At 65.1% G+C, this 12,361-nt stretch carries 11 protein-coding genes; 9 read left to right on the top strand and 2 right to left on the bottom strand.

The genetic code is table 11. The features are described 5' to 3' along the window. Nucleotides 1-11: 11 nt before the first annotated feature. Together ACSMXM_RS15250 and ACSMXM_RS15245 are read right to left on the bottom strand one after the other, a co-directional pair. The gene (locus ACSMXM_RS15250) at nucleotides 12-575 is read right to left on the bottom strand and encodes a DUF1993 family protein (protein WP_460317280.1); all 564 of its coding nucleotides are present in this window, start codon (nucleotides 573-575) and stop codon (nucleotides 12-14) included. A gap of 69 nt (nucleotides 576-644) precedes the next feature. Then, nucleotides 645-1,565: a redoxin family protein gene (locus tag ACSMXM_RS15245; protein ID WP_460317279.1), complete on the bottom strand. Its 921-nt coding sequence runs from the start codon at nucleotides 1,563-1,565 to the stop codon at nucleotides 645-647. Between the two features lie 19 nt (nucleotides 1,566-1,584). On the opposite strand from ACSMXM_RS15245, the gene argH reads away from it, so the two are divergent. The 9 genes from argH to ACSMXM_RS15200 all read left to right on the top strand — a co-directional run bounded on the left by argH (nucleotide 1,585) and on the right by ACSMXM_RS15200 (nucleotide 12,291). Next, nucleotides 1,585-2,952 carry an argininosuccinate lyase gene (gene argH, locus ACSMXM_RS15240; RefSeq protein WP_460317622.1) on the top strand — a complete coding sequence of 456 codons (1,368 nt, stop codon included), beginning with the start codon at nucleotides 1,585-1,587 and terminating at the stop codon, nucleotides 2,950-2,952. Beyond that, nucleotides 2,949-3,203 (top strand): hypothetical protein, encoded by a 255-nt coding sequence (locus tag ACSMXM_RS15235; RefSeq protein ID WP_460317278.1) that lies wholly within the window; start codon nucleotides 2,949-2,951, stop codon nucleotides 3,201-3,203. Before argH ends, ACSMXM_RS15235 begins: the two co-directional genes overlap by 4 nt. Then, nucleotides 3,203-4,471: a diaminopimelate decarboxylase gene (gene lysA, locus ACSMXM_RS15230; RefSeq protein WP_460317277.1), complete on the top strand. Its 1,269-nt coding sequence runs from the start codon at nucleotides 3,203-3,205 to the stop codon at nucleotides 4,469-4,471. Before ACSMXM_RS15235 ends, lysA begins: the two co-directional genes overlap by 1 nt. After that, nucleotides 4,468-6,834, top strand: a complete 2,367-nt coding sequence (locus ACSMXM_RS15225) for a DUF4175 family protein (RefSeq protein WP_460317276.1) — start codon at nucleotides 4,468-4,470, stop codon at nucleotides 6,832-6,834. The genes lysA and ACSMXM_RS15225 overlap by 4 nt, the downstream gene beginning before the upstream one ends. Further along, on the top strand, nucleotides 6,834-7,706 hold the full coding sequence (gene galU / locus ACSMXM_RS15220) for a UTP--glucose-1-phosphate uridylyltransferase GalU (RefSeq protein ID WP_460317275.1): 873 nt from the start codon (nucleotides 6,834-6,836) through the stop codon (nucleotides 7,704-7,706). The genes ACSMXM_RS15225 and galU overlap by 1 nt, the downstream gene beginning before the upstream one ends. A gap of 7 nt (nucleotides 7,707-7,713) precedes the next feature. Beyond that, complete coding sequence (locus ACSMXM_RS15215) at nucleotides 7,714-8,466, top strand: esterase/lipase family protein (protein ID WP_460317274.1); 753 nt, start codon at nucleotides 7,714-7,716, stop codon at nucleotides 8,464-8,466. 69 nt (nucleotides 8,467-8,535) lie between these two features. After that, nucleotides 8,536-9,801 (top strand): phosphoribosylamine--glycine ligase, encoded by a 1,266-nt coding sequence (purD, locus tag ACSMXM_RS15210; RefSeq protein WP_460317273.1) that lies wholly within the window; start codon nucleotides 8,536-8,538, stop codon nucleotides 9,799-9,801. Then, entirely contained in the window at nucleotides 9,798-11,888 is a 2,091-nt protein-coding gene (locus ACSMXM_RS15205) for a S9 family peptidase (RefSeq protein ID WP_460317272.1), read from the top strand. The genes purD and ACSMXM_RS15205 overlap by 4 nt, the downstream gene beginning before the upstream one ends. Before the next feature lie 19 nt (nucleotides 11,889-11,907). Further along, nucleotides 11,908-12,291, top strand: coding sequence for an acyl-CoA thioesterase (locus ACSMXM_RS15200; protein WP_460317271.1), 384 nt, complete (start codon nucleotides 11,908-11,910; stop codon nucleotides 12,289-12,291). Nucleotides 12,292-12,361: the final 70 nt, after the last annotated feature.

Raw genomic sequence — 12,361 nt, 5'->3', positions numbered from 1 at the left:
CCGGCCAGACCTTACGCAGTCCCTGCGGGCGCTTGCTGCATATAGGGAAGAATGTGGGCAAGATAATCTGCCTTGCCCAGTTCCATGCCCTGATGCCGCAGCAGCGCATAGGCCATGGATATGTGGAAGTAGAATTGCGGCAGAGCCCAGTCACGCGCGTACTCCTGGCCGCTCAGTTCGAACAGGAGCCCATTGGGAAGTTCGATACGCAGGTGCATATCGGCGTCCTGGTCGAGCGCATCAGGGGCAAGTGAGTCGAGCAGTGAAATCGTGTCTTCGATTTGGCGAATCGCATCTGCGAACGCCACCGGCTCTTCTCCCGCCCCCCAGGCTTTACGGCGGATGTCCTCCACCGCATCAGGCACCTTCTGCCCGCGAAGGCGAAAAATCGCGTCCTGCACCATGAAGCAGGAAAAGAAGACCTGCGACGCCAAAGGATACATATCGTCGGCCAGCCGCTTGGTCAGCAGCGCGTCCGCGTCGGCGTCCGCACCGGTAGCGCCCGTTTGAAGCCACTTCGACAAGCCTTTCAGCATCTGGGTGAACGACGGAATGAGAAGGCTACTCAAGGACACGGGCTTCTCCTGAAATTGGCCATTGCCGTATTGGTCGCCGGGGGACGAAGCGGCTTCACAGCCTATCACCTAAATCGGACCACCGCACCCGCGATAGGTTTTCCCGTTCAGCTGCATCTGCACGGTCTGCGGATAGGATCTGCCGCTCATCGCGTCGGTGCACGGCTGCTCCGTCGTCGACAGCGCGAAGCTCGTGCCGCCGGTCGTGCGGGCCAGTGCGAATTGACCTGATGGCGCGGCATCGGGGGCGGGCAGCGTCGCGGTGACCTCGCCATAATCCGCCTCCACCTCGATCGTCTCGCCGGGTGTCAGGCGGATAATCCAGCCGGGTTCCTGTCCGCGCGCGACCCAGGCGACGCCCTCAGCCTTCAGCTCGGCGTCCATGGCATCGGCGCCTGCCTGCTCCACCTCATTCCCACTTCCGGCCTCCGGCACGCTCGCCGTATCTGCCGTGTCCCCGGGCAGGCCACCAGGCTGATCCCATTCGCGTGGACCGTTGACGCGCCACAATTCGCGGCCATCCGCATCGTACATGATCGTCAAGGGAAGGCCTGCGGCGCCGTAGGCGCGCGACAGCGCCCCGTCCTCGTCGCCCAGGACGGTGGCATGTTCCATGGGCACCCGCTCCAGAAAGGGCGTGATCTTCTCCCATCCGCCAATATCCTGGCTGACGGCCACGACGTTCATGTCATAGCCCTTCGCCGCCGCCAGCCGGTCGAGCGCGGGCAGTTCCGCGACGCACGGCGCGCACCATGTCGCCCATAGGTTGACCAGCGTCGGCGTACCGCGAAACGCCCCCAAAGCCAGCGGGCCGCCGTCCTGCCGCATCAGCGTCACGTCGGGCGCGGGCTCGCCTGCATGCGAATAGTCGGGCTCCCCCAGTGCCGGGGCGGGTTGCGAGCTGTCCTCCACAGCCTTATCCGATGCACGATTATCGCAGGCCGAGGTGACAAGCAGCGCCGACGCCAAAAGAAACGCAAGGGTCCGCATGTCCGATCACTCCAACAAAATGTGGGGCGGCCGCTTCGCCGCAGGGCCCGCCGCTATCATGCAGGAGATTAACGCCTCCATCGGTGTCGACAAGCGTATGTGGCGCGAAGACATTGAGGGCAGCCGTGCGCACGCCGCCATGCTGGCCGCGCAGAACATCATTTCTGCCGATGACGCCGCCGCCATTGACGCCGGTCTCGCCGAAATCGCCGCCGAATGGGAAACCGGCCCGATCGAGGAGGATCTCGCGCTGGAGGATATCCACATGCATGTGGAGGCGCGACTGAAGGAAAAGATCGGCGACGCCGCCGGGCGCCTGCACACCGCACGGTCGCGCAATGATCAGGTCGCGACCGATCTGCGCCTGTGGGTCCGGGGCGCCATCGACCGGCTGGACGCGGGACTGACGGCATTCCAGAGCGCGCTGCTGATGCGCGCGGAGGAGCACGCAGCCAGCGTGATGCCGGGCTTCACCCACCTTCAGACGGCGCAGCCGGTGACGCTTGGCCATCATCTGATGGCCTATGTCGAAATGATCCGGCGCGACCGGGGCCGCTTCGCCGATGCACGGGCGCGCCTGAACGAATCGCCGCTGGGGGCGGCGGCGCTGGCGGGCACGGGCTTCGCGATCGACAGGCAGATGACATCGGAAAGGCTGGGTTTCGACCGCCCCACTGCGAACAGCCTGGACGCCGTCAGCGACCGCGATTTCGCCCTGGAATTCCTGACCTGCTGCCTGCAGGCCGGCCTGCACCTGTCCCGCCTGTCGGAGGAGGTCGTGATCTGGGCGTCTCAGCCATGGTCCTTCGTGAAGCTGCCCGACGAATATTCCACCGGCAGTTCCATCATGCCGCAAAAGCGCAACCCCGACGCGGCAGAGCTGGTACGCGCGAAGGCGGGCCTGTTCATGGGTGCGCTGACACGGCTCGCCACCGTCATGAAGGGCCTGCCGCTGGCCTATTCGAAGGACATGCAGGAGGATAAGGCCCCCGTATTCGAGGCCTATGACACGCTGGCACTGGCGCTGGCCGCGATGACCGGCATGGTGGATGGCCTCGCCTTCGACACCGACCGCATGAAGGCGGCGGCGTCCGCGGGTCATTCGACCGCAACGGACCTGGCGGACTGGCTGGTGAGAGAGGCAGGCGTCCCCTTCCGCCAGGCACACCACATTACCGGCCGCGCCGTTGCGGAGGCGGAGCGGCGCAGCGCCATGCTGGCCGACCTGCCGCTCGACGTGTTGACCGCAATCGACGAACGGATCGACGAGCGCGTATATGATGTCCTGTCGGTGGATGCCTCCGTCGCCAGCCGTACCAGCTTTGGCGGCACCGCGCCGGATCAGGTTCGTGCCCGCATCGTCGACGCGCGAAAGGACGTGAAATGAAAAGGCTCGCTCTCCCGCTCTCGCCGGGTCTGGCGCTTGGTCTCGTGCTGGCGCTGGCCGCGTGCGGATCGCAGGGACCGCTGCAATGGCCGCAGGGCGGACCGCCACCGCCCGCTTTCGGTGAAGAAGAGACCCCGACGCCGGAGGCGATGCTGGAGCCGCCGCCGCAGGCCGCGCCCCTGCGCATCGACGACGTCGTTCGCAATTCAGAGGAACGCGCGGAAGATCCGTTCGACCTGCCGCCCAACTGATGGACCATTTTCACTATCGCGACGGCGTCCTTCACGCCGAAGACGTCAATCTGGAAGCGCTGGCGGCGGAGGTGGGCACCCCCTTCTACTGCTATTCGACGGCAACGCTGCTGCGCCATTATCAGGTGTTTACCTCGGCTCTCGGCGCGCTTCCCGATCCGCTGGTCGCCTATGCCGTGAAGGCGAATCCAAACCAGGCCGTCATTCGCACGCTCGCGCGGGCGGGCGCGGGCGCCGATGTGGTCTCTATCGGCGAGTTGAAGCGTGCGCTGGCCGCAGGCGTTCCAGCGGACCGGATCGTCTTTTCCGGTGTGGGCAAAACAGCAGAGGAAATGCGCGCCGCAATCGATGCGGGCATTTACCAGTTCAACGTCGAATCCCTGCCAGAGGCTGAGCTACTGAGTTCGGTGGCCGTGGAAATGGGCCGGGTGGTGCCCATCGTCTTCCGCGTGAATCCCGATGTCGATGCGATGACGCATGCGAAGATTTCCACCGGCCGGGCGGAAAACAAATTCGGCATCGCCATCGATACCGCCCCGGCTGCATTCGATCTCGCGCGTTCCCTGCCGGGCATCGATGCCCTGGGTGTGGCCGTTCATATCGGCAGCCAGCTGACCAGCCTTGAGCCGCTGGAGCGGGCGTTCGAACGCGTCGGAGAATTGATCGCCCAGCTGCGGGCCGAGGGGCATGACATCAGCCGCGCCGATCTGGGCGGCGGCCTGGGCGTGCCCTATCTGTCGGACCAGCCGGAACCGCCAAGCCCCGCCGAATATGGTGGCATGGTCGCACGCATCACGCGCGACTGGAACGTTCGCCTGACCTTCGAGCCGGGTCGGCTGATCGCCGGCAATGCCGGCATATTGGTCAGCCGGGTCGTCCGGCTGAAGGGCGGGCGGGAGCGTAATTTCCTGATCATCGACGCGGCGATGAACGACCTGATGCGGCCCAGCCTGTACGATGCCTGGCACGATATTCAGGCGGTACGCCAGCCGCAGGGCGATCCGATGGTCGCCGATGTCGTCGGTCCGGTGTGCGAGACGGGCGATACGTTCGCATCGCAACGGACGCTGCCCCAGCTCGACACCGGCGATCTGATGGTGTTCCGAACGGCGGGCGCCTATGGTGCGGCCATGGCCAACAGCTATAATTCCCGCCTGCTGACACCCGAAGTCATGGTCTCCGGCGACCGCTGGGCGATCGTGCGCGAGCGGCCAAGTTACGAGGATCTGATCGGGCAAGACCAACTGCCGGAGTGGCTCTCCGGATGACGGCGGAGGCCCCTCGGGACGGGCCTATCTCTGCGGGACTGTCACCGGCAGCCGCAAGGCGCCTTCCCCTTGCCGGCGCGCTCATCTGGCTGGAGCGGGGGCTGGCGGCCGAATTGGGATGGATCGTCGCGGCGTGGATCGGTTTCGCCGCACTCGCCCTTTTCGGTGCGGCTTCCTGGCTGCCCGGCGAAATGCGTCTGGCTATCGTGGGCGCGTTGATCGTCGGGTCGGTCGGGGGCGCCATTCGATATGCGGCGCGCACGCCGCTGCCGGCGCGGAGCGTCATGCTGGCGCGCCTCGATACCGGCGGGGCCCTGCCACGCGGCACAGTCAGTTTTACAGACTCCGCACCGGTGGGGCTGTCCGACCGGATTGCGGAACAGCTATGGCGCCGTGCGCGCCGCGACGCACTTGCGCGGCAGCCGCGCATCGGCCTGCCGCGCATTCAATTGCCGCCCTATCTGAAATGGTCGCTGATCGGGGCGGCCCTGATTTTGCTGGCGGGTCTGCTGGCGGCCAACCGGACAGCGCCACAGCGGCTCTCGGCGGCCTTCTCGCCCTATGCGGTTCCCGCCACGGACTATGCTTTTCGCGTGGAAATTACGCCACCTGAATATGCTGTCCTGCCTGTGCGCCAGATTGCCCTGCAGGGCGGCGCGACGCGCGAGCTGAGATTGCTGACCGACAGCCAGATCGACGTCTCCTCGACGGGCGCGGCAGCGGAGTGGCAGCTGGTGGACCCGGCCGGCGAATTCATGTCGCTTCCCGCCTCCGTGACGCGTGGCGGACAATGGCGTATCGCGGCCCATGGGCGGACGCTGGCAACGCTGAACGTGGGACTGGCGGCGGACGATGTCCCCGATATCAGGTTCAACGGCTCTCCCGTCAAAACCGCGTCCGGGGCGCTGCGCCTGGGATACAGGCTGGCCGATGATCACGGTCTTTCCGCCCTGTCGCTGCTGGTAGAGGGCGGGGCTGCCGATCCGGTGGTCACCGACCTAAACATGTCCGTCGCGCCGGGAGAGGGGCAATTATTCGCGGATCTGACATCCGACCCGCGCGCGGGCGAACAGGCGCGCCTGACCCTGTTGGCGCGGGATGGCGCGGGCAATGTTGGCCGCTCCCCCGTCATGCTGCTGACGCTGCCGGTACGCAGCTTCGTCGACGAGGTGGCCGCAGAGATCATCGCCGTCCGCAAGGATCTGCTGGAGGGCGCCGACCGCCGGGAGGTTGTCCGACGGCTGACGCGCATCGCGACGCAGCCCGAACGGTTCGACCAGCGCCTCGACACATTCGTCGCGCTGCGGGCGGCGACGTGGCGCCTGCTGCGCGACAGACGCAAATCCGCACGGACGGAAGTCGCCCAGATCCTGTGGGACACGGCGGTCGACCTGGAGGATGGCGGCACCAGCCGCGCCATGAACGACCTCAGGACCGCAATGGAACAGTTGATGAAGCAGGCGGGCACCGCCGACGATTCGACACTCGCCGCACTGACCGAAAGGCTGGAAAGCGCCATGGGCGAATATCTCGCGCGCCAGATCGAGGCGGCCATGGCAGCGGGCGAAACCCCGTCGGCAGAGGCGTTGCAATCCATGGCCGGGATGGCATCCAGCATGGACGCAGGGTTCCTGGATGCGATGATGCAGGATCTGAAGGACCGGCTGGCCGCTGGCGATACAGAGGGGGCGATGCAGGCGCTTTCCAACCTGCGCGGCCTGATGGAATCGATCCAGTTCGGCAGCAGCCCGCCCGACCCGGAGGCGATGGAACGCGCGCAGGCGACAAATGAGCTCGCACAGCAATTGCGCGACGTCGAATCGCAGCAGTCCGCCCTTCGCGAGGAGACCATTGCGGAGGCGGTTCGGCAGATGATCCGTGACGATCCGCAGGCGATGCAGGCGATGGGCACGCGGCAACAAGAGCTGGGAGAGTCCCTCGACCAGATTTCGGGCGCCTTCGCGGAAACAGGCGCGGAGAGCCCGGCAGAGCTTAACGAAGCACGGCAAGCCATGCAGGCGGCGGCGGATGCGCTGGCGGCAGGCGATGCTGCCTCTGCCGCCACCGCGCAAACGCTGGCGCTCGACAAGCTGGCGCAGGCGGGGGAGCAGGCCTCGGCCGCCGCACAGGCCATGGCGCAAGCCGCCGCAGGTGGCCAGATGCAGCCGGGCGGAGACGGCAGCGGCCTCGATCCGCTCGGCCGCCCCGGGCGCGGCTTTGGACAGGGGGAGGTCGACCTGCCGGATGAAAATGCCCTGCGACGTGTGCAGGAAATTCGCGAAATCATCGAGGAACGCGCCGCCGATCCCGCGCGTACCCCTACTGAACGTGCTTATTATCTTAGGCTTTTGAAGAGGTTTTGATGACGTCTCCTCGTCCCGTCCGTACCGCAGTCTTTCCCGTTGCCGGCCTCGGCACCCGCTTCCTTCCCGCCACCAAGGCAATTCCCAAGGAAATGCTGCCGATCGTCGACCGACCGCTGATCCAATATGCCGTGGACGAAGCGCTGGAGGCAGGGATCGAGCAGCTGGTGTTCGTCACCGGACGCGGCAAATCCGCCATCGAGGACCATTTCGACATGGCCTACGAGCTGGAGGATACCATGGAGGCGCGTCAGAAGGACAAGGCGGCACTGGAGGGGACGCGGCTTGCACCTGGTCAGATCGCCTATGTGCGCCAGCAGGAGCCGCTGGGCCTGGGGCACGCCGTCTGGTGCGCACGCAGCGTCGTCGGCAATGAACCCTTCGCCGTCATCCTGCCGGACGAGCTTCTGATCGGCACACCCGGCTGCATGTCGCAGATGATGTCGGCCTATGAAAAGGTCGGCGGCAACATCGTTTGCGCGTTGGAGGTGGCGCGGGAGGAAACGCGCAAATATGGCATCGTCGATCCCGGTAAGACTGACGGCGCGCTGACCGAAGTCAGGGGCCTCGTGGAAAAACCCGATCCGGCTGATGCCCCCTCCAACCTGATGCTGCCGGGTCGCTACATCCTGCAGCCGCAGGTGATGGACATCTTGAAGACGCAGGGCGTCGGTGCGGGCGGCGAGATTCAACTGACCGACGCCATGGCCTCCATGATCGGCACGCAACCCTTCCACGCCTTCACCTTCGACGGGGTGCGCCACGATTGCGGCGACAAGGCGGGCTTCGTGAACGCAACAATAGATCTCGCGCTACAGCGTGAGGATATCGCGCCCGTTATTCGTAGCTTTCTTGCAAAGCTTAATATATGACTCTTTGATGACTGTTGCCCAGCAAATCGTCCGCAAGCGAAAGATCGCTCCTCCCTCGCGGACGCAATATCTGAAAGAAGTCCGCGCGATCGGGGAGTTCGCGCAGTTCCTGCTGAACAACCGCACCGCCAGCCTGCCGCGTGGCGATGGCCATGCGGTGATCGTTTATCCGGGCTTTCTGGCGGCCGACACCACCACCTTCCTTCTGCGCCGCCGCCTGGCGACGCTCGGCTATGACGTGCATGGCTGGGGTCAGGGCCAGAATCTGGGCCTGCGCCGCGACACCCTGCCGGAAATGCGATCGCACCTGATCCGCGTCGCGGAGAGAAGCGGCGGCCCGGTCAGCCTGGTTGGCTGGTCACTCGGTGGCCTTTATGCGCGCGAAGTGGCCAAGCGCCGCCCCGACTGCGTCCGTCTGGTCGTCACGGCCGGCACCCCCTGCATCGGCGACATGCGCGGCAATCACGCCTGGCGGCTGTATGAACGGCTGAACGACCATTGGGTCAACAGCCCGCCCTTGCCGAACGACCTTGAAGAACTGCCGCCCGTGCCGCTGACCAGCATATATACGGACGGTGACGGCATCGTTGCGCCGCAATGCGCCAATATCGGCAATGGCGAGCGGCACGAATCGGTCTGCGTCCGCTCCAGCCATGTCGGCCTTGCCTGGAATCACGAGGTTCTGGCGGTCACCGCCAACCGGCTGGCTCAGCCAAAGGGCAGCTGGACGCCCTATGCGCAAGGGGCGGCCAACGCCTGACGGGCCATCGCGCCCTCTCCTTCTTGCGCCGGGATGACGCGCCCGGCGAACGCAGCTAGAACCCCGCGCATGAACATTCTTTTGATCGGCGGCGGCGGGCGCGAACATGCGCTGGCCTGGAAGCTCGCCCAATCGCCTCTTCTCGACACGCTTTATGCCGCGCCCGGCAATCCCGGTATCGCGGCGGAGGGCGCGCGCTGCGTGGCGCTGGATACGGGCGACCATGATGCCGTTCTCGCCTTCGTGGCAGAACATGATATCGGCCTGACGGTCATTGGCCCGGAACAGCCTCTCGTCGACGGGCTTGCCGACACGCTGCGCAAAACGGGGCGAAAGGTTTTCGGCCCGTCCGCCAGCGCGGCACGGCTGGAGGGGTCGAAGGGCTTCACGAAGGATCTTTGCTCCAAATACGATATCCCGACCGCCGCCTATGGCCGTTTTCGCGCCGCAGCGGAGGCGAAGGATTTCCTGGAACGGCTGACGCCCCCCTACGTCATAAAGGCGGACGGCCTCGCCGCAGGCAAGGGCGTCGTCATCGCCGAAACCCGCGCCGATGCCGACGCCGCCATCGACGACATGCTGGGCGGCCGTTTCGGAGAGGCGGGCGCCGAACTGGTGATCGAGGAATTCCTGGCGGGTGAGGAGGCCAGCTTCTTCGCGCTCTGCGATGGCAAGACCGTCCTTCCCCTTGCGGGCGCGCAGGATCACAAGCGCGTCGGCGACGGCGACACCGGCCCCAATACAGGCGGCATGGGCGCCTATTCGCCCGCCCCGATATTGGACGAGGCGATGCAGGCCCGCGTTCTGGCGGAAATCGTCGAGCCGACGGCCCGCGCCATGGCGGCGGAGGGATCGCCCTTTGTCGGCGTCCTTTATGCCGGCCTGATGATCGGCGCGGACGGACCAAAGCTGATCGAATATAATGCCCGCTTCGGCGACCCGGAATGCCAGGTGCTGATGATGCGGATGAAGTCCGACCTGCTGCCCGCGCTGCTGGCGACCGCCGAGGGACAGCTGGATCATTTCGCCCTGCAATGGTCGGACAATCATGCGATGACCGTCGTGATGGCCGCAGAGGGGTATCCCGGCACGCCGAAGAAGGGCGGCACCATTGCCGGGCTGGATGCGGCAGAGGCGGACGGAGCCAAAATCTTCCATGCCGGTACGACCCTCGGCGATGACGGCGCATTGACGGCAAGCGGCGGCCGCGTCCTCAACATCACGGCGATGGCGCCTACGCTGCGCGCGGCGGCGGACACGGCCTATGCCGCCATCGACCGGATCGAGTGGCAGGATGGCTTCTGGCGCCGTGACATCGGCAAGGCTGCACTATGACCAGCACACCCACCCCGCCCGTCGCGGATCAGCGCCCGCACAGCTTCACTGCTCACGGCATTACCGTCGAGGATCCCTATTTCTGGCTGAAAGATCCGCGCTACCCCAGCGTCGAGGATGCGGATGTGCTCGCCTATCTGAAGGCCGAGAACGAATATTTTGAGGCGGTGATGGCGCCGCACCAGCCCCTGGTCGATGAACTGTTCGCAGAGCTGAAAGCGCGCGTGAAGGAGGATGATTCCTCCGTGCCGCAACGGGACGGCGACTATGAATATTGGTGGGCGTTCGAGGAGGGCGGCCAATATCGCAAATGGTACCGACGCCCGGCGGACGGTGGCGACGCCGCGATCATCCTCGATGAACCCGCACTGGCAGAGGACAAGGAATATTTCCGCCTCGGCGGCCTCGACATCAGCCCGGATGGCCGCCTGATGGCCTATGCAACCGACACCAATGGGTCCGAACGCTACACGCTCAGGGTCCGCGATCTGGTGACCGGCGAGGATCTGCCCGAAATCATCGAAAATTGGCGCTACGGCTTGGTCTGGGCGACCGATTCCGCGTCTTTCCTTTATACCGACGCAGACGAGAACTGGCGTTCCAAGACGGTCTGGCATCACCGGCTGGGCGATGCGCAGAGCACCGACCGCATCGTCTACCGCGAAGAGGACGAGGAATTCGGCGTCGGGCTTGGCCGCAGCCAGAGCCGCGCCTTCGCGATCCTCTCGACCGGCACCAACACGACCAGCGAGATCCGGCTGCTGCCGACCACCGACCTGATGGCGGAACCGGCGCTGGTTTCCGCCCGGCAGGCAGGCCGCGAATATGATCTGGACGAGCGCGGGGGCACGCTGTTCATCCGGGTCAATGACACGCATACGAATTTCCGTATCGTCACCGCGCCCGTCGCCGCCCCCGGTAACTGGACTGAACTGATCGCGGGATCGGACGCGCACTATCTTCGCAGCGTCACCAGTTTCGAAAATCTGCTGGTGATCGAGGAACGTATCGACGGGCTCAGCCAGATTCGCTTGCGCGACTATGATCAGGGGCAGGAACGCCACATCGCCTTTCCAGAGGCGAGCTATGACGCCGGTCTGGGCAACAATCCGGAATATCATGTCGACAGGTTGCGGCTGTCCTATGACAGCATGATCACCCCCGCGACCGTCTATGATTACGACATTGCCGACGGGACGCTGGACGCTCTCAAAACCCAGGAAATCCCCTCCGGTTACGACGCGTCGCAATACCGCACCGAACGGTTGATGGCGCCGGCACGCGATGGCACGCTGGTGCCCGTATCCGTCGTCTATCGTCATGATTTTCCGCGCGATGGCAGTCGTCCGCTGCACCTTTATGCCTATGGTGCCTATGGCTATGCGGTCCCGCCGGGCTTCGCCGCCAGCCGCCTCAGCCTGCTGGACCGGGGCTATGCCTTTGCCATAGCCCACATCCGCGGCGGCGACGATCTCGGCTATCAATGGTATCTGGATGGCAAGCTGAACGAGCGCACCAACAGCTTCAACGATTTCGTCGATGTCGGGCGCTTTCTGGCGAAAGAGGGCTACAGTTCAGCGGGCAGGATCGTCGCGTCGGGCGGCAGCGCTGGGGGCGAGCTGATGGGCGCCGTCATCAACCAGGCGCCCGAACTGTTCGGCGCGGTCGCAGCGCATGTTCCCTTCGTCGACGTGCTCAACACCATGCTGGACGCCGATCTGCCGCTGACGCCCGGCGAATGGCAGGAATGGGGAAATCCGATCGAGGATGCGGAGGCGTTCCGCCTGATCCAGTCCTATTCGCCCTATGATCAGGTAAGGGCACAGGATTATCCGCCCCTACTGGTGACGGCCGGCCTCAACGACCCGCGCGTGACCTATTGGGAGCCTGCGAAATGGGTCGCAAAGCTGCGCGAGGTGAAAACCGACGACAATATCCTGTTGCTGAAAACCAATATGGGCGCCGGCCATGGCGGCAAGTCAGGGCGCTTCGAATCCTTGCGTGAAAAGGCAGAGGAGATCGCGTTTTTCCTGACATTCAACCGCGGTGAGAAGGAAGAATTCCGCTCCGGCGCGGCCAGTTCCTAGTCGCATGGCCACCTTCACCATGACAAGGACCGCGGAACCCGTCGATATTGACGAGTTGGGCCACGTGAACAATGCGGTCTACGTTCGCTGGATCCAGGATGTCGCCACCGCGCACTGGTTCAGCGCGGCGCCTGCCGAAATCGCCGAGAAATATGTGTGGGTCGTCGTCCGGCACGAGATCGACTATCGCGCCCCGACCGTCGCCGGGGAAACCGTGACCCTGGCCACCTGGGTCGGCAGCCCAAAGGGCGCGCGCTTCGACCGCTTCGTTGAGGTCAGGGGCGCGGATGCAAGGGTTCGCGTTGCGGCGCGCACTTTCTGGGCAATGCTGGACCGCAATAACATGCGCCCGCTCCGCATCGGGCCGGACATCACCCGGCATTTTGGCGACGGTGCGATCTGATGGGGGGGCGCCCCTGATTAGGGTTTCGGCAACTTCGCCACGTTAGGGGCAAAATCTCCACCGGTACGCA

The organism is Pacificimonas sp. ICDLI1SI03 (assembly GCF_054740865.1).
The sequence above is the reverse complement of the archived record's forward strand: the minus strand, read 5'-3'. Positions and strand labels throughout refer to the sequence as shown.

What these genes read in the sequence shown, in the direction of transcription:
- ACSMXM_RS15245 (WP_460317279.1), bottom strand. Translation starts at nt 1,565, where the DNA reads ATGCGGACCCTTGCGTTTCTTTTGGCGTCGGCGCTGCTTGTCACCTCG.
- argH (WP_460317622.1), top strand. Translation starts at nt 1,585, where the DNA reads ATGTGGGGCGGCCGCTTCGCCGCAGGGCCCGCCGCTATCATGCAGGAG.
- ACSMXM_RS15235 (WP_460317278.1), top strand. Translation starts at nt 2,949, where the DNA reads ATGAAAAGGCTCGCTCTCCCGCTCTCGCCGGGTCTGGCGCTTGGTCTC.
- lysA (WP_460317277.1), top strand. Translation starts at nt 3,203, where the DNA reads ATGGACCATTTTCACTATCGCGACGGCGTCCTTCACGCCGAAGACGTC.
- ACSMXM_RS15225 (WP_460317276.1), top strand. Translation starts at nt 4,468, where the DNA reads ATGACGGCGGAGGCCCCTCGGGACGGGCCTATCTCTGCGGGACTGTCA.
- galU (WP_460317275.1), top strand. Translation starts at nt 6,834, where the DNA reads ATGACGTCTCCTCGTCCCGTCCGTACCGCAGTCTTTCCCGTTGCCGGC.
- ACSMXM_RS15215 (WP_460317274.1), top strand. Translation starts at nt 7,714, where the DNA reads ATGACTGTTGCCCAGCAAATCGTCCGCAAGCGAAAGATCGCTCCTCCC.
- purD (WP_460317273.1), top strand. Translation starts at nt 8,536, where the DNA reads ATGAACATTCTTTTGATCGGCGGCGGCGGGCGCGAACATGCGCTGGCC.
- ACSMXM_RS15205 (WP_460317272.1), top strand. Translation starts at nt 9,798, where the DNA reads ATGACCAGCACACCCACCCCGCCCGTCGCGGATCAGCGCCCGCACAGC.
- ACSMXM_RS15200 (WP_460317271.1), top strand. Translation starts at nt 11,908, where the DNA reads ATGACAAGGACCGCGGAACCCGTCGATATTGACGAGTTGGGCCACGTG.